The 17,781-nt window shown below is 46.2% G+C and carries 16 protein-coding genes; 1 reads left to right on the top strand and 15 read right to left on the bottom strand.

The features are described 5' to 3' along the window. Positions 1 to 53 precede the first annotated feature (53 nt). From HMPREF0240_RS20490 to HMPREF0240_RS20450, 9 genes are all read right to left on the bottom strand, one after another. The gene (locus tag HMPREF0240_RS20490) at positions 54 to 911 is read right to left on the bottom strand and encodes an alpha/beta hydrolase (RefSeq protein WP_009005318.1); all 858 of its coding nucleotides are present in this window, start codon (positions 909 to 911) and stop codon (positions 54 to 56) included. 114 nt (positions 912 to 1,025) lie between these two features. Then, positions 1,026 to 1,775 carry a triose-phosphate isomerase gene (gene tpiA, locus HMPREF0240_RS20485; protein WP_009005317.1) on the bottom strand — a complete coding sequence of 250 codons (750 nt, stop codon included), beginning with the start codon at positions 1,773 to 1,775 and terminating at the stop codon, positions 1,026 to 1,028. A 109-nt stretch (positions 1,776 to 1,884) separates the two neighbouring features. After that, on the bottom strand, positions 1,885 to 3,078 hold the full coding sequence (locus tag HMPREF0240_RS20480) for a phosphoglycerate kinase (protein WP_009005316.1): 1,194 nt from the start codon (positions 3,076 to 3,078) through the stop codon (positions 1,885 to 1,887). 249 nt (positions 3,079 to 3,327) lie between these two features. Further along, on the bottom strand, positions 3,328 to 4,341 hold the full coding sequence (gene gap, locus HMPREF0240_RS20475; RefSeq protein WP_009005315.1) for a type I glyceraldehyde-3-phosphate dehydrogenase: 1,014 nt from the start codon (positions 4,339 to 4,341) through the stop codon (positions 3,328 to 3,330). Between the two features lie 152 nt (positions 4,342 to 4,493). After that, complete coding sequence (locus HMPREF0240_RS20470) at positions 4,494 to 5,312, bottom strand: histidinol-phosphatase HisJ family protein (RefSeq protein ID WP_009005314.1); 819 nt, start codon at positions 5,310 to 5,312, stop codon at positions 4,494 to 4,496. Continuing rightward, positions 5,309 to 6,379 (bottom strand): tRNA 2-thiouridine(34) synthase MnmA, encoded by a 1,071-nt coding sequence (gene mnmA, locus HMPREF0240_RS20465; protein WP_009005313.1) that lies wholly within the window; start codon positions 6,377 to 6,379, stop codon positions 5,309 to 5,311. Before mnmA ends, HMPREF0240_RS20470 begins: the two co-directional genes overlap by 4 nt. Next, positions 6,379 to 6,822, bottom strand: a complete 444-nt coding sequence (gene nifU, locus HMPREF0240_RS20460; protein WP_009005312.1) for a Fe-S cluster assembly scaffold protein NifU — start codon at positions 6,820 to 6,822, stop codon at positions 6,379 to 6,381. Before nifU ends, mnmA begins: the two co-directional genes overlap by 1 nt. Positions 6,823 to 6,930: 108 nt before the next feature. Next, entirely contained in the window at positions 6,931 to 8,115 is a 1,185-nt protein-coding gene (gene nifS / locus HMPREF0240_RS20455) for a cysteine desulfurase NifS (protein WP_009005311.1), read from the bottom strand. Positions 8,116 to 8,131: 16 nt separating this feature from the next. Then, on the bottom strand, positions 8,132 to 8,590 hold the full coding sequence (locus tag HMPREF0240_RS20450) for an Rrf2 family transcriptional regulator (RefSeq protein WP_009005310.1): 459 nt from the start codon (positions 8,588 to 8,590) through the stop codon (positions 8,132 to 8,134). 277 nt (positions 8,591 to 8,867) lie between these two features. Here HMPREF0240_RS20450 and HMPREF0240_RS20445 point away from each other — a divergent pair, with 277 nt between their 5' ends. Continuing rightward, entirely contained in the window at positions 8,868 to 10,181 is a 1,314-nt protein-coding gene (locus HMPREF0240_RS20445; RefSeq protein WP_009005309.1) for a polysaccharide biosynthesis protein, read from the top strand. Positions 10,182 to 11,002: 821 nt separating this feature from the next. On the opposite strand, the gene HMPREF0240_RS20440 is transcribed toward HMPREF0240_RS20445, so the two are convergent. The 6 genes from HMPREF0240_RS20440 to recA all read right to left on the bottom strand — a co-directional run bounded on the left by HMPREF0240_RS20440 (position 11,003) and on the right by recA (position 17,157). Beyond that, positions 11,003 to 11,542 (bottom strand): hypothetical protein, encoded by a 540-nt coding sequence (locus HMPREF0240_RS20440; protein WP_009005308.1) that lies wholly within the window; start codon positions 11,540 to 11,542, stop codon positions 11,003 to 11,005. Between the two features lie 51 nt (positions 11,543 to 11,593). Continuing rightward, positions 11,594 to 12,139, bottom strand: coding sequence for an NUDIX hydrolase (locus HMPREF0240_RS20435; RefSeq protein ID WP_009005307.1), 546 nt, complete (start codon positions 12,137 to 12,139; stop codon positions 11,594 to 11,596). 21 nt (positions 12,140 to 12,160) lie between these two features. Then, a complete protein-coding gene (locus HMPREF0240_RS20430) occupies positions 12,161 to 13,357 on the bottom strand; it encodes a pyridoxal phosphate-dependent aminotransferase (RefSeq protein WP_035314403.1) in 1,197 nt (398 codons plus the stop codon). 435 nt (positions 13,358 to 13,792) lie between these two features. Further along, positions 13,793 to 15,337: a ribonuclease Y gene (gene rny / locus HMPREF0240_RS20425; RefSeq protein ID WP_198137834.1), complete on the bottom strand. Its 1,545-nt coding sequence runs from the start codon at positions 15,335 to 15,337 to the stop codon at positions 13,793 to 13,795. Positions 15,338 to 15,428: 91 nt separating this feature from the next. Next, on the bottom strand, positions 15,429 to 16,043 hold the full coding sequence (locus HMPREF0240_RS20420) for a regulatory protein RecX (protein ID WP_009005304.1): 615 nt from the start codon (positions 16,041 to 16,043) through the stop codon (positions 15,429 to 15,431). Position 16,044: 1 nt separating this feature from the next. After that, a complete protein-coding gene (recA, locus tag HMPREF0240_RS20415; protein ID WP_009005303.1) occupies positions 16,045 to 17,157 on the bottom strand; it encodes a recombinase RecA in 1,113 nt (370 codons plus the stop codon). Positions 17,158 to 17,781 lie beyond the last annotated feature (624 nt).

Here is a 17,781-nt window from a genome sequence, read left to right as displayed (position 1 = left end):
ATTATGCTGCATTCCGGAACTTATTGTACATGTTTTTGCCGGATTTTGCAATTCTAATCGTAACAGTTAGACCTGTCTGAACTGTTACTTCTATCTGTCATACCTTTCAGCCATGTTTCCAGCAGGCCGATCCAGGACTGCACCGGCTCACAGATCATGCTGCCGTCTGCTCTTGCGCTCGTCTTATCCCCCAGAGAAAGGCCATGTTCTCCCACGGGATACATATGAAATTCCGTGGATACCCCGGCCTTTTTGAGAGCCTGTACCAGTAACAGAGCATTTTCAACCGGCACAGTCTCATCTGTAAATGTATGCCATATAAAGCATGGAGGTGCATCAGATGTCACCTGCTTTTCGATCGAAACCATGTCCTTCTGCTCTTCATACCTGCTGCTCAGAAGGTTTCTGAAGCTTCCCTCATGGGCATATTCCTGCCTGGAGGTGATCACCGGATAACTCAGGATCATTCCGCATGGTTTCAGTATCTCCGGAGTTGTCCCTGCCAATTCACAGAGAAACGGCTGATTCCAGAATACTCCCAGGCTTGCGGCCAGATGTCCCCCTGCCGACGAACCCTGTACGAAGATCTTATCTGCATCTACATGCCATTTTTCACGGTTCTCATGCACCAGCTTCATCACTTCCGCCAGTTCCAGCAGCGCCGTTGGAAAACGTGCAGGTGCCACGGAATACCGCAATATACCCACATGATATCCCATACTCAGAAGGCGCATGGCAATCGGCTCTGCCTCTCTGTCACTGGTCATTTCATAGCCGCCTCCCGGGCAGAGAATGATCATCGGACGATACACGTCCAGCTGAAAATCCATGGAGCTTTTTAATATATAGGCATAAAATTTCGTATCTTCAGCGGACTCTTTCGTCCGGATCGGTATTATCTCATACTGCATATTCTGTCTCCTGTTTGATATACATAATCTACAGAGAATCACAAGTAAAAATCGTGGCGAGCCCGTCCCTGCGCTCCCCACGATTCCCTTCCCTGCAAATATCTGCATTTCGTATTATTTATAGTTTACAATCTTACCGAAATCAGCTTTCAGAGATGCTCCTCCGACAAGTCCTCCGTCGATATCTGCCTGTGCAAATAATTCCGGAGCCGTTGCCGCATTTACAGATCCGCCGTACTGGATGCGTACTGCCTCTGCTGTAGCTTCATCATAAACTTCAGCGATGCATGCACGGATTCCTGCGCATACTTCCTGAGCCTGCTCTGTTGTAGCTGTCTTGCCTGTTCCGATCGCCCAGATCGGCTCGTAAGCAATGACTGCTTCTTTTGCCTGATCTGCTGTCACGTTCTGGAAACCAACTTTCACCTGCTGGCGGATAAAGTCCATTGTCACACCCTGCTCTCTCTGCTCCAGTGTCTCACCGCAGCACATGATAGGTGTAATGCCGTGCTCGAATGCTTTGAGCACTTTCTTGTTCACATCTTCGTTTGTCTCACCGAAGTATTCTCTTCTCTCGGAATGTCCGAGAACAACGTATTTTACGCCTGCATCTACAAGCATAGCCGGAGCGATCTCTCCTGTATAGGCTCCGCTCTCCTCAAAATACATATTCTCTGCGCCAACCTGGATATTGCTTCCCTTAGCAGCCTCTACAACCGGAACGATGTCGATTGCAGGTACGCAGAATACTACGTCTACTTCTTCGTTTGCTACTAATGGTTTTAACTCTTCAACAAGTGCTACTGCCTCGCTTGGAGTTTTGTTCATTTTCCAGTTTCCTGCGATAATTTTCTTTCTTGCCATGATATGGTCTCCTTTTATCTTCACTATATTCCGCAGCTTTGCTGCAGATCCGCCCGCAGGGCATGAAAGACGTAATGCCCTTTGGGTATACTTTAAAATGTTAAGCTGATTAATTGTCGTTTGCTGCCGCTACACCCGGAAGTTCTTTTCCTTCCAGGAATTCCAGGGAAGCGCCGCCACCTGTGGAGATATGTGTCATCTTATCACCGTATCCCAGCTGGTTTACTGCTGCTGCTGAGTCGCCGCCGCCGATAATGGTAACTGCATCGGTCTCTGAAAGAGCCTTTGCCACAGCCTCTGTACCTGCTGCAAAGTTCGGCATCTCGAAGCATCCCATCGGTCCGTTCCATACGACTGTCTTTGCACTCTTCACAGCATCGGCATATAATTTTGCTGTTTCAGGTCCGATATCCAGGCCTTCCCAGCCATCCGGAATCTCTCCGCGTCCCACTACTTTTGAATGAGCGTCATTGGAAAAATCGTCTGCGATCACATTGTCAAGTGGAAGAAGAAGCTTCACGCCTTTTTCCTCTGCCTTTTTGATCATATCCAGTGCATACTGGCAGTAATCTTCTTCCAGAAGAGAATTGCCGACGCTTCCGCCCTGAGCCTTGCTGAATGTGTAGGACATTCCGCCGCCGATGATCAGCGTGTCAACCTTGTCCAGCAGGTTCTCGATAACAGAAATCTTGCTGGAAACTTTTGCTCCTCCGAGAATTGCAACAAATGGTCTTGCCGGATTCTCTACTGCATTTCCGAGGAAATCAATCTCCTTCTGCATTAAGTATCCTACTACTGCTGTATCTACAAACTGTGTAACACCAACATTTGAGCAATGTGCTCTATGTGCTGTTCCGAATGCGTCGTTTACAAATACATCGCACAGAGACGCCAGGTCTTTGCTGAACGCTTCGCCGTTCTTTGTCTCTTCTGCTCTGTAACGTGTATTCTCAAGAAGAATGATATCGCCGTCATTCATTGCTTCTACTGCCGCTTTTGCATTTGCTCCTACTACTTCCGGATCTGCTGCAAATTTCACTTCCTGTCCGAGCAGTTCGGATAATCTGACTGCTACCGGTGCAAGTGATAATTCTGGAAGAGGCTGTCCCTTCGGCTTACCGAGATGTGAACAGAGGATCACTTTACCGCCGTCCGCAACCAGCTTTTTGATGGTAGGAAGTGCAGCTACAAGGCGGTTCTCATCTGTAATCTTTCCGTCGATCAATGGTACATTAAAGTCGCATCTTACAAGAACTTTTTTACCCTTAACATTAATATCGTCTACTGATTTTTTGTTGAGCATTTTATTGCCTCCTGTTTATTTAATAAGAAAATAGAGTTTCGCTTGCGAAACTCGCGCCTGCGGCGGCCGCATCGCGACATCTGCCTCTTACACCGCAGTGCGCATCCCCCGGAGGGTTTTTATGTTATAGGAAATGCCAGAGGAATTTCCTATAACATAAAAAAGGATCCGGCCCTATATTAGACCGGACCCTTTGTGAGTCTATTTTTTAGAAATTAATCTGCCGATTAAATTTTCCGAAATGCCGACTTACAGTAATGTTCCAAAGTATTTGATTGTTCTTACCATCTGGCTTGTGTAAGAATTCTCATTGTCATACCATGATACAACCTGTACCTGTGTTGTTCCGTTGTCCAGAGGAAGTACCATTGTCTGTGTAGCATCGAATAAAGAACCAAAGTTCATTCCTACGATATCGCTGGATACGATCTCATCTGTGTTGTATCCGAAAGATTCGTTGGAAGCAGCTTTCATAGCTTCGTTGATCTGATCAACTGTTACATTTCCTTCAACTACTGCTGTCAGGATTGTTGTTGATCCTGTAGGAGTAGGAATACGCTGAGCAGCTCCGATCAGCTTGCCGTTCAGGGCCGGGATAACCAGACCGATCGCTTTTGCTGCGCCTGTGCTGTTAGGAACGATATTAACTGCAGCTGCACGGGATCTTCTCAGATCGCCTTTTCTCTGCGGTCCGTCAAGTGTCATCTGATCACCTGTGTAAGCGTGGATTGTGCACATGATACCTGTTTTGATTTCAGCCAGGTCGTTCAGTGCTTTAGCCATAGGTGCCAGACAGTTTGTTGTACAGGAAGCTGCTGAGATGATGTTGTCATCTTTTGTCAGTTCATCGTGATTAACATTGTATACGATTGTAGGAAGGTCATTTCCAGCTGGAGCGGAGATAACTACTTTCTTAGCGCCTGCTTTGATGTGAGCTTCTGCTTTTGCTTTTGATGTATAGAAGCCTGTACACTCCAGAACTACGTCTACACCGATCTCTCCCCATGGAAGTTCTTCAGCGTTAGCTTTTGCATAGATTTTGATTTCTTTTCCGTCTACTGTGATAGAGTCCTCACCAGCTGTAACTTTGTCAGCAAGTGCATATTTTCCCTGTGTTGAGTCATATTTTAATAAGTGAGCCAACATTTTTGGAGATGTTAAGTCGTTGATTGCAACTACTTCATATCCTTCTGCTCCGAACATCTGTCTGAATGCGAGACGTCCAATACGTCCAAATCCATTAATCGCTACTTTTACTGCCATGATTAATTCCTCCTAAAGTTTTAAAAGTTGTTAACTGTTACACAGTCATTTATATTGTGAAATCCTCAGCAAACATAATGTTTGTTAAAGATTCATCAACTACGGTTTATTGTACTAAATCAAGAACAAAAATTCAAGTGCTAAATGCATTTTTATGGAAGTTGTTGAAAAATCGGCTTTCTGGCCTTAAATTCTGTGTAGTATTTAAAACCGCAGCCCTTGAGGATGTCCCCCGCCTTCTGAAAATCGTAGGCAATATGCTCCGGCTGATGCCCGTCAGCGCCGATTGTTATGACCTCACCGCCCAGCTCCCTGTAACGTCTGATCACATCCGGATGGGGGTGGCAGAAGCCAAGCCCGTATTTGAACCCGGCCATGTTCATTTCAATACCTTTTCCCATGGAAATGACCTTTTTCAGGATCTCATCCAGGCAGTCCGCATATTTCCGGTAACTGTATTCCTGTGCCTGGTTCTTACCATAACGCACCACATAGTCAATATGGCCCAGTACATCAAAATCCTCCACTGCTTCTATATCTTCCAGTGTTACCCGGAATGTCTCTCTGTATGCCTCTTCATCGGTCCGTTTCTCAAACATCTCCCTGTAATAGGGGTCCTCACCGTTCACCACATGAACCGATCCTATCACAAAATCAAATGGATATTTATTCACTAATTCTTTATAATATTCTCCCAGGTGAGGCTGCAGTCCGATCTCAATCCCAATACACACTTCGATCTTGTCCGCATATTCCTCCCTGAGGGAAGTCAACTCCCGAAAATATTTGTCTATATCAAATGTAAATGCCGTAATGCCTACATCCTCATGATAAGGATAGTCTTTGTCATTATGGTCAGTGATACAGATTCTCCTCATCCCCTTTGCAATAGCACCCTCTATCATATCTCTGGGGGCCGCCTCGCTGTCCGAAGAAAAATCCGTATGCATATGAAAATCACTGGTTATCATAAAATGGTTCCTCCACCGAGTACATATTCACCGTCGTAAAATACAACAGCCTGTCCGGGAGTTACTGCACGCTGCGGCTCTTCAAATGTACAGAGCACTTCATCCGTTCCCGTCTTTTCAATTATACACCAGGCTCCTTTATGGTTATAGCGTATTTTTGTAAAGACACGTAAAGGTTCTGTCAAATCTTCCACCGACATAAAGTTCAGCCTGTCCGCTTTCAAAGTGTGTGTCATAGATTCTTCATTTGTACCGATCACCACTTCATTGGTATCGGGACGGATTTCCAGCACAAAAGCAGGATATCCCAGGGCGAGTCCCAGGCCCTTCCGCTGTCCCACCGTATAGTGTGTGATCCCTTTGTGGCGTCCCAGCACCCGGCCGTCACTGCTCACAAAATTTCCCTCCGGCATCCTGATCCCCGCGGTTTCTTCTATATAAGATGCATAATCACCGTCCGGCACAAAACAGATATCCTGGCTGTCAGGCTTATTTGCAACCATCAGGCCTATTTTTTCTGCAATCCTTCGCACTTCATCCTTGGAGTATTCCCCCACAGGCATCAGCGTATGCTCCAGCTGTTCCTGGGTCAGGTTATAAAGTGCATATGTCTGATCCTTTGCAAGCGTAGCTGAACGTCTCAGAGTAAATCGTCCATTGTCCAGTTTTACTACCCTTGCATAGTGGCCCGTAGCAATATACTCGGCCCCGATCGCCATGCTGCGGTGCAGCAGAGACTCCCACTTCACATACCGGTTACAGGCAATACAGGGATTCGGCGTTCTGCCGTTTCGATATTCTTCCACAAAATAATCAATGACATGCTCTTTAAATTCCTGTTTAAAGTTCATCACATAATATGGAATTTCCAGTTCCGCGGCCACTCTTCTGGCGTCCTCCACAGCGCTTAAGCCGCAGCATCCGCCGTTTTCTTCCTGAACCGCACGGTCCTCATCCTGCCAGATCTGCATGGTCACTCCGATGACGTCGTATCCCTGTTCCTTCAGAAGATAAGCCGCTACCGAAGAATCAACACCTCCGGACATTCCGACTACTACTTTACTCATTAATATTCCTCTTCCTCTTCTTCCTCACCCTCATGGATATCTGACTTTGGCTTTTCCAGCCCCTCAATCGTAATATCATGCTTTTCTGCATAATCCCAGAGAGCGGCATGGATTGCCTCCTCCGCCAGCAGAGAACAGTGTACTTTCACCGGTGGAAGTCCGTCCAGAGCCTCCATTACGGCTTTGTTTGTAATCTGCATTGCTTCCTGGATATTTTTTCCCTTTACCAGTTCCGTTGCCATACTGCTGGTTGCAACCGCTGCTCCGCAGCCGAATGTCTTAAACTTTACGTCACGGATAATCTGATTCTCATCAATATCCAGATAAATACGCATGATATCCCCGCATTTTGCATTGCCCACTGTACCAACGCCGCTGGCACCTTCTATTTCTCCTACGTTTCTTGGATGTTCAAAGTGATCCATTACCTTTTCTGAATACATATATTTTTCCTCCTGTTATCTGTTTCGTTTTTTTATAGCTATGAGCACTTAGTGACCGTATTTTGGTCACTTACATGCGATGCATAAAAAATAGTTGGCAAGGTTTTTTCAAGCCTTACTATTTTTTATAAAATCCTCGTATAAAGGTGACATATTTCTCAGATCCTCTACAATCGTCTTCAGCTTTTCCACTACGTAATCCAACTCTTCTCTGGTTGTTTCTTCGCTCAGTGTCATACGCAGAGAGCCATGCGCAATCTCATGGGGGAGCCCGATGGCCAGCAGCACATGGGAAGGATCCAGGGAGCCTGATGTGCAGGCCGATCCGCTGGATGCGCAGATCCCGTTCATATCCAGTTTGATCAGAAGCGACTCGCCTTCCACAAACCGGAAACTAAAATTCACATTATTCGGCAGCCTGTTCTCTCTGTGGCCGTTAAGCCTGCAGTAAGGAATCTCTTTTTCAATTCTTCCGATCAGATAATCCCTAAGTTCTGCCTCAGCAGCTGTGCGCTCCTTTAATGAACCCGCCGCACGTTCCACGGCCTTCCCAAACCCGACAATCCCCGGCACATTTTCCGTACCAGCACGGCGCTTTCTCTCCTGTGCTCCGCCATGAATAAAGGAGCGGATCTTCACACCTTTTCTGATATATAAGAAGCCGATGCCCTTCGGGCCGTTGAGTTTATGTGCGCTGGCGCTGAGCATATCAATGTGACAGACATCCACATCAATCGGCACCTGGCAGAAAGCCTGCACTGCATCTGTATGGAACAGAATTCCATGCTCATGTGCAATCTCACCGATCTCTTCTATCGGCTGAATCGTTCCGATTTCATTATTCGCAAACATTACGGAAATCAGTATTGTGTCAGGACGTATTGCAGCTTTCAGTTCATCCAGCTTCACAGTACCATTTTCATCCACGTTCAGATATGTCACTTCAAATCCATTTTTCTCCAGAAAATCTGCCGTGTGGAGTATGGCGTGATGTTCGATCTTAGTAGTAATAATATGTCTGCCCTTTTTCCCATAAGCCTCGGCTGTTGCTTTCAGCGCCCAGTTATCTGACTCCGATCCGCCTGCTGTAAAATAAATCTCGCTGCCATTGGCTCCAATGGATTCTGCTATAATCTCTCTCTGTCTTGTAATTACATCCTTGTTGGCCGCTGCAAATCCGTATACGCTGGATGGGTTGCCGTAATGCTCTGTAAAATATGGGAGCATAGCCTCCACTACCTCCGGTGCCGTCTTTGTTGTTGCAGCATTATCCAAATAAATCAGTTTATTCATTCTTCGTCATCCTTCCTTAATTCTTACACCCGGTCTGCCCGTGTATGTCCTGACATCCCATCTTCTTGCTTTCTTCGACCAATTGGGCCAGCTTCATCTCATCAACCGTCTGGTTAATGCTCTCATTAATACGCTGCCATACATACTTGGTAACACAGCTGTCTGCCGCTTTACATCCTTCCTCAGGATGCAGGCCCGAGCATTCCACTGGTTCCAGACTGCCTTCCAGGGCACGCAGAACATCTCCTACAGATATCTCTTCCAGATCCTTTGCCAGAACATAACCACCGCCGGCGCCCCGGATACTCTTGACCAGCCCCGCCTTTTTCAGCATAGACATCAGTTGTTCCAGGTACCTCTCGGAAATGCCCTGCCTGTCCGAGATACTCGTAATAGAAACAGGATCCGCCTCACTGTGCTGTGCCAGATCTATCAAAGCGCGCAGCCCGTATCTTCCTTTTGTAGATAATTTCAAATCATCACCTTCTTATTTATTAATATTCTGGACTTCTGATCTAGTGTTACTGTTCACAGGCAAGCCTGTAATCAATAGCGATTTTGTCTCAGAGTTAGCATACCACAACGCCCTGAATTAATTCCTAGTATTTTAATCCCTAGTGTTTTAATTCCTATCATTTCATTCCCTAGTAATTTACTAGGATTTCTTCTTTTGTAGAATACCACCCGTTTTCAGTTCTGTCAAGCCAGAAACAGGAATATGTTGTAAAAATATGTTTTTTTAGGAGATACCCTTGTCCAGAAAACAAACCATCATCCGCGGGACCTTTATTCTTACCGCAACCGGATTTCTGTGCCGGTTTATGGGATTCTTCTATCGGATTTTTCTAAGCCATACTTTCGGTGAAGAAGGCGTCGGCCTGTACCAGCTTATTTTCCCTGTCTATTCACTCTGTTTTGCACTCACCGCCGCAGGACTGGAAACCGCCATATCCAGGACAGTAGCCCAGAAAGTTTCCCTGGGCCGAAAAAAAGAAGCCCGGCAGATCCTTCTGCTCGGCCTCGTCCTGTCCGTCCTTCTTTCCTGTGTCTGTGTCCTGTTTCTGCAGGGAAATGCAGCTTACATATCCGAAAAGCTGCTGGGAGATCCCCGCTGCGAACCGCTGCTCATTCCACTATCCTACGCCCTGCCGTTTGCAGCCATCCACAGTTGTATATGCGGATACTGCTATGGCATGAAAGAGACAAAAATCCCCGCTCTTTCCCAGGTGGTAGAACAGGTAACCAGAATCCTTTCTGTCTATGTATTTTATTTAATTCTAATGAAAAAAGGCGAAGATATACCGATCACGATCGCTGTACTCGGACTTGTCATAGGTGAAATGCTCTCCGCGCTGTACGCGGCAAAGTCTCTGACCCGCAGCACCCACGTCCTGGCACACCTGAATATTACATATACAGATTTTCTCCACCGTTTTAAAGAGCTGATGCCCTTATCCCTGCCCCTGACAGCCAACCGGGTGCTGATCAACCTGCTGCAGAGCATTGAGGCCATCTCCATCCCTGCCCGGCTGCAGCTGCACAACCACTCTACAAGCGAAGCACTCAGCATTTACGGAGTCCTCACCGGTATGGCGCTGCCCTGCATCCTGTTTCCGTCGGCCATCACCAGTTCCATCTCCATCATGCTCATGCCCACGGTCGCCGAGATACAAACCACAAACAACCGTGACGATATGCTCAATATTATAAAAAAAGTAGCCGGCTCCTGTTTCATCCTGGGTCTGGGCTGCTGCTTCATCTTCCTGGTTCTGGGCGGCTGGATGGGCACTGTCCTGTTCGGAAGCTCCACCGCAGGAAAATTCATCATCACCTTAGCATGGATGTGCCCCTTCTTATACACAAACTCCGCTTTGCTAAGCGTCATCAACGGACTTGGCAAGACCTCCTACACCTTCCTCATCAATTCCTTTGGACTGCTCATCCGGATCGCCAGCGTATTCGCAGCCATCCCCCTGTTCGGAATCCAGGGATACCTCTGGGGAATGCTGGCAAGCCAATTAATCGTAAGCATCTGCGCTGCAATCGTCCTCAAGAAAGAAATTTAGGGAGCGAGGGACGAGTGAGTGGATGGAGGGGACGCCTGCCTGAAATGGGGAGAACGATGCGGCGGGAACAAACAGTGGAGGGGGCTGGGAGTAACCCGCTTATGGAGAAGTCCTAACGTAAAAGAAACCGCCCATGAGGGCACGTGCAACATGCAGCCAGAAAGCCGATGCTTTCTGACATTAGGTTGTACTGAAAAGTGATTTGGTAAATCACTTTTCATCCCTCATGGGCGGTTCCTTTTGCGTAAGGACTTCTAACCATGCGCTCTATACTCCCAGCCCCCTCCACTGTTTGTTCCCGCCGCATCGTTCTCCCCATTTCAGGCAGGCTGGGCTTCATCAAATCGTCAGGTAATATCGCTCCAGGGGGGATTTCCGACCGGGGCAGCGTATGGGAATTGGATACGAGTAAAGTTCAACCACAGGTTGTTTTTTGAAAGGAAGTCTTTTCACAGCCTCTCTCCAGCCAGCACATCTTCCGCATCACCAGGCCAGATCCACTGCCCCCGTCAGCGTTGCCCTCCTGGGTAGTATGGGGAACTTCCTGCCGGATGCGCCCAGCCCCGGGAACCGGACATAGGGGCAGACTGGAAGCGTCTTATGGCTGTTAGCTGGAGTTGAGTAAAAAGGAAGGACAACAGAGGTAATTTTTGTGATTCCGAATCACAAAAATTCCTGGCCCCAGCGCGCGAAGCCATCGGGCTTCGGGTGATGTGGCCAGGTTGCCTCTGTTGTCCTTCCTTTTTACTCTACTCCAGCTTGCAGCCATAACCCGTTTCCAGTCTGCCCCTATATCCGGCTCCCGGGGCGCCCCCCTCCTGCTACAAAGTCCCCAAATAAGCCTGCATAAGTATAGGATTTATGTATGCTTCGAGTATGATTCCCACCAGCATGGTGAGTCCCAGAAATATGCTTTTCTGTGTATTCCATCTATTTTGGGGATATGTATAGCTGTACCAGATGATGACCATATATGCAGGGATATAGAGAAGGAACTGGGGGAGGATTCCTACAATACAGAGAATGCTTCCTTTGATCCCCATGCTCAGAACTGCCATTGACAGGAGCATGCCGCTTGAAAAGCCCGTCCATGCCAGAAATGCTATGGAGGCTGCCTTCCGCATTTTTGTGAATGCCAATCCCAGCAGGATGAGAAATGGAACGGTCCGGATTTTAATCAGATACCAGATGTATTCCTCGGCCACAATTGATGCCGACTGATACTGGCTTAAAAAATAGTCGCTGAATATCCCCGGCTCTGCTGTATATTTCTTCATAATCAGATTCACATACAATATTCCAAATAAAAAACCCGGCATGAAGAAAGCAAGCAGCTGCTTCCTTGTATGAAGTATCTTCACAGGCGTTCCTCCTATTGCTAAGATATTTCATTATATGCCGGGGTTTCTTATTTATTCTTTTTTTCCATATTTCGTATCATATGCGAGCAGTGCAGAAACGGTCTTCGCATCCTGTATCTCGCCGGAGAAAATCTTCTCCTTCAGTTCGTCTATTGTATAAGCTTTCAGATCGATAAATTCATCCTCATCCAGATGCTGCTTTGACGGGATCAGGTTCCGGGCAACGTAAACCTCAATTCTTTCATTGCAGAATGCAACTGTGGTGCGGAGTGTGATCAGCCAGTCCAGATCAACGCTTTTGTAGCCTGTTTCTTCCTCCAACTCTCTTCCTGCACATACAATGCCTGACTCATCCTCCTGATCCAGCGCACCGGCAGGAACTTCCAGTGTATAGCGCTCCAGCGCATTCCGATACTGCCTTACCATCAGGATTCTGCCGTCATCGGTGACAGGTACGACCGCAGCCGCCCCCTTGTGTTTGATAAAGTCCCAGACCACGGTATGATCTCCGTCAATCTCCATGGTATCCTGGTAAAAGTCAATAATATTGCCTTTAAACTTCAGCTGCCGGTTTAATCTTTTAATCTGTCCGCTCATAACATGCTCCTTTTTATGCTCCTACAGAGAGGATACAAACTTTTCTATTCTGTCGAGCCCTTTTTCAATGGCTTCTAAAGAAATAGCATAAGACAAACGGACAAAATTGTCAAATCCAAAATCAGCACACGGAACAACTGCAACCTGATAATCTTCAATGAGAATTTCTGCTGCTCTTGCCGCAGTTCCGATCTTCTGGCCCTTGTATGACTTTTCCAGAACATTTGTAAAGTCTACAAATACATAAAATGCTCCTTCCGGTTCCAACAGCTCCAGAAGCGGCATTGCCGAAATCCTGTCAAACATATACTTTCTTCTCTTATCAAATTCAACCCTCATCTCTCCGAGAGCTGACTGGTCGCCTGTCAGCGCCTCCAGCGCCGCTTTCTGTGCGATAGAGTTCGGATTGGATGTCTGATGGCTCTGCACACTGCCCATCATCTTGGCAATCTCCGCGCTGGACCCGGTATATCCGATTCTCCATCCTGTCATAGCGTAGCTCTTAGATACACCGCTGCAGGTAATGGTTCTCTTATAAATCTCATCCCCCAAAGAAGCAATGCTCACATGTTTTTTCTCGCCGTAAATAAGATATTCATACATCTCATCCGCCACAACATAGAAATCTTTTTCAACTGCAATCTCTGCGATCGCACGCAGTTCTTCCTCGGAGTATACCATCCCCGTCGGGTTGCTCGGTGTATTTAAAATCAAAGCCTTTGTCTTATCCGTCACGGCTTCACGAATCTGCTTCGCCGTCACTTTATATCCATTATCTCTGGCTCCATATAAAAACACAGGAACTCCATCGGATAGTTTCACAATCTCAGGATAAGTAAGCCAGTATGGAGCAGGAATAATCACTTCATCTCCCGGATTCAGAATCACTTCAAAAATATTCGTCAGAGAATGCTTTCCCCCATTACTGATCACAATCTGATTCGCCTCATAGTGAAGACCATTAAATTCCCTGAACTTGGCACTGACAGCCTTCTTCAGTTCCTCAGTCCCTGATGCGGGCGTATACTTTGTAAACCCTTCCTTAATAGCTTTAATAGCCGCCTCATTAATATTATCCGGGGTATTAAAATCCGGCTCGCCGGCTCCAAATCCAACGATATCAATTCCCTCCGCCTTCAAGGCCTTAGCCTTCGCAGTAATAGCCAAAGTAGATGAAGGCTTCACACTTGCAGCCTTTTTTGATAAACTAAGTGACATCTTAACATCCTCCAATTCCATACAATTCATCATCTAATATACATAAAACACATTCTGGTTTCTTATTATAATATACGTTACCGGTTTTTGCAAGTTATATTTATTCAAAATTCCTAATTAGTTATTTCCTCACTATTTTCCGTAATTTTCTTCACCTTTTTGCAATTTCTATGTGCGCTTCTTTCATTTTTCTCATTCTCCCACTCAATCCCCTATACCTCAGCCATTTATCCTAATCTCATCCGTGCATCCTTTGCGATGCCCAATCCATTTCACCGTAAGCCCCCATCCCTTAAGTAACCATCCGTATTCTCCCACCTTCCTGCGGGATTCACCCAGCGCCGTTGACCGGGAGAAGGGAAACAGTGCCTCCTCTCCCCCAATAAAAAAGGCCCTTGTCTTACGACAAGGGCCACAATCTCGATCTGATATAAATTATTTCGCATAATCCGTAACACGCGATTCGCGAATTACATTTACTTTAATCTGGCCTGGATATTCCAACTCAAACTCAATCTGTTTTGCAATTTCTCTGGCCATAAGTACCATGTCATCATCAGATACCTGGTCCGGAACTACCATAACTCGAATCTCTCTACCTGCTTGAATAGCAAAAGACTTTTCAACACCTTTAAACTGGTTTGATATTTCTTCTAATTGTTTCAATCTGTTTGTGTATGTTTCAATTGTTTCTCTTCTTGCACCTGGTCTTGCAGCAGAAATTGTGTCAGCCGCCTGAACTACGCATGCAATCAATGTCTGAGGTTCAACATCTCCATGATGTGATTCCACTGCATTGATTACTGTCGGAGACTCTTTGTACTTTCTGCAAAGATCTGCACCAATTTGAATATGTGAACCTTCCACGTCGTGGTCAATTGATTTGCCGATATCGTGCAGGAGTCCGGCACGTTTTGCCATCCTGACATCCAGACCGATCTCACCGGCCAGAAGTCCTGACAGCTGAGCAACCTCAATAGAATGCTTCAAAGCATTCTGGCCATAACTGGTTCTGAACTTCATTCGTCCAAGCAGACGAATCAATTCCGGATGAATTCCCGGCACGCCTACTTCCAGAGACGCCGCCTCTCCTTCTTCCCTTATCATCGTGTCCACTTCTTTTTGTGCCTTTTCTACCATCTCCTCGATTCTGGCAGGATGGATACGTCCATCCACAATCAATCTCTCAAGGGCAATTCTTGCAACTTCCCTTCTGATCGGATCAAATCCTGACAGTACAACCGCTTCCGGCGTATCGTCAATAATCAGCTCGACACCTGTCAGTGTCTCAAGAGTTCTGATATTCCGTCCCTCTCGGCCGATAATTCTTCCCTTCATCTCATCACTTGGGAGCTGCACTACAGAAATTGTAGTCTCAGCCACATGGTCAGCCGCACATCTCTGGATTGCATTGACAACGTATTCTTTTGCCTTCTTGTCCGCATCTTCCTTTGCCTGTGTCTCCAGCTCTCTTACCATCTTGGCTGTGTCATGCTTCACATCTTCTTCAACAGTTTTCAACAGATATTCTTTTGCTTGTTCGGAGGTAAGTCCTGAGATTCTTTCTAGTTCCTGTACTCTTTTCTGACTAAGTTCTTCTACTTTTGCTTCACGCTGCTTCAGTTGCTCTTCTTTTGCTGTAAATTTGACTTCACGCTGTTCGATCGCCTCTGACCGTTTATCAACGGACTCTTCTTTTGCAAGCACCCTTTTCTCATAACGCTGCAATTCGGCTCTTCTCTCTTTTGTCTCTTTTTCCAGGTCATTCTTCGTCTTGATAGACTCTTCCTTCACCTCTAAAAGAGCTTCTTTTTTAGTTGTCTCAGCAGTCTTTACGGCATCATCAATTATTTCCCTTGCCTTTGCTTCAGCATTGCCAATCTTGGAATCAGCATTCTTCCTGAGATTGGATATCGTTACAAAGTGAGTAATAATACCAACTATCAACGCGAGGGCTACAGCAATAACAATACTTATCATTGTTGGCACAGGAGCACCTCCTTGTTCAATTTTCATTGTACAGTCTTACTTAAATACAACAGTTAAATTTTATACTGTTTTCACAACTATGTCAAGCATTCTCATCATAATTTTGTATCACTTGACGGATGTCCTCATAACGGAAGCCTTTTCTCGATAAATAGCCATATAATTTGCGCATTTCTTCCTCTGTTGCCTGTGACAGATTGACTCTTTTTTTTCTGACAATCTGCAGGATTGCATCCCTTTCACTGCCAGATTCAAAACATTCTTCAAATGCCCGCTCAATTTCATCGTTCGACACGCCTTTGCCGCACAGCAGGGCATAAATCTCCCGCCTGCTCTTTGAGGACTTCCTGCTTTCAATAAACTGTCTTGCATACCGGTAATCATCGATGTATCCAAATGACTTAACATATGCTGCGGCAGCTTCAATTGCTTCTTCCGGGTACAATCCCTGTTTCAGCTTATCGCGCAGACCGGACTCGGTGCGGTCCATATCTTCCAGAAGATGCATTGCCCTTAATTTGGCACGCTTTATGATCACCTCATCCAATATCTTCCTGTAAACATCTTCCCCGACCTCTGCCCCTTCTTTGATACCATAGCGGGCCAGTTCACCCTTGTATAAAACAAAGGCAAACTGGCCGTCCAGAAATACTTTGGATTTTGTTTTCGTTACAGCATCCAGCTTTGTAACTGTCATCTTATGCTTCCTCCGGTGCTTCATCTGCGGACTTTGCCGTCACAGCAGCTTTCGCATCCTTTGCTTTCTTAGTCAGCTTTAAATCTTCTGCAGCTTCTTCCTCTTCACCCTCACCATTCAGCTTATAATGAGCGCGAACTTTGCGGTCAAGCTCTTCCATCACTTCCGGATGTTCTGTGAGATATGCCTTGGCATTCTCTCTTCCCTGTCCGATCTTCTCACCCTCATATGCATACCAGGCACCGCTCTTCTTCACCACATCAATTCCCGCTGCCAGATCCAGGATATCTCCTTCCTTGGAAATTCCTTTTCCGAACATGATATCAAATTCAGCTTCTTTAAACGGAGGTGCAATCTTATTCTTGACAATCTTAATTCTGGTTCGGTTGCCGACCATCTCACCGCTCTGTTTTAATGTCTCGATCCTTCTCACATCCATTCTGACAGATGCGTAGAACTTCAGTGCACGTCCGCCTGTCGTAGTCTCAGGATTACCGAACATAACCCCCACCTTCTCACGCAGCTGGTTGATGAAAATAACAACACAGTTAGACTTACTGATAACCGGAGTCAGCTTTCTCAAAGCCTGGGACATCAGCCTTGCCTGAAGTCCCACATGGCTGTCCCCCATATCCCCTTCAATCTCCTGTCTCGGCACCAGTGCCGCCACTGAGTCAATTACAATAATATCAATCGCTCCCGAGCGCACCATAGTCTCCGTAATCTCAAGCGCCTGGTCACCGCTGTCCGGCTGCGATATATAAAGTTCATCAATATCAACGCCAATACTCTTCGCATATACGGGATCAAGTGCATGCTCTGCATCAACAAAACCTGCGATACCGCCTCTCTTCTGTACCTCTGCAATCATATGTAATGCAACGGTCGTCTTACCACTGGACTCCGGCCCATAGACCTCAATCACACGCCCCTTCGGAACACCGCCCAGTCCCAAAGCCAGATCCAGGCTCAGACACCCTGTCGGCACTGTCTCCACAGCAACATGTGCTCCCGGCTCTCCCAGTTTCATAACCGTCCCTTTTCCAAAATCCTTCTCTAACTTCGCAATCGCCGCTTCCAGCGCTTTTTTCTTATCTTCATTTCCATTAGCCATATACCGTTACTCTCCTTCTCGTTCTCGAACAGTTGTTCGCTTTCTATTAATATACTATTATACTTGTTGTAAAATGTCAACAACAATTTTGCAATTCCATTATACAATTTTACATGTCCCATAAAAAGGACTTTGCTTTGCTTTATAAAAACCTTTATAAAAAAAGTACCTAATCTCCCATTAGATTCACCGCCTCTCCTTATTCATAAAAAACACGGAATATTTTGGACGAACGCCACAGTAATAAAAGAAATCTAAGAACTTTAGATTTGTATGCTAATTTTAACATCCCTCTACAGATAAAACAATCCTTTTCATGCCACTTTATGAAGCTTGGGATTTAGCTCACGAGCTTTAGACTCGGGAGCGGATGGAGGGTGGCGCTTACCGTGAGCCGGGACGGACTGTGAAAAACACCTGTCCTGTTGGAAATACAGCCGCTGCGCCAAGCAGCAGTAAGAGGAAAACCGCAAAATCAGTCAGAACCGAACGCATTCACCGTTTAATCTGATGATTAAACGCCTCAGGCGTTCTAAAAAGCTGCTTCGGAAGCAGCTTTTTTCTGACTGATTTCACGGATTTCCTCTAACTGCCGCTATGCTCGCTAAAAGCATTTCCAACAGG

This window comes from Clostridium sp. D5, from assembly GCF_000190355.1.
Lineage (GTDB): Bacteria > Bacillota > Clostridia > Lachnospirales > Lachnospiraceae > Faecalicatena > Faecalicatena fissicatena_A.
This window is presented reverse-complemented; position numbering and strand designations above follow the sequence as displayed.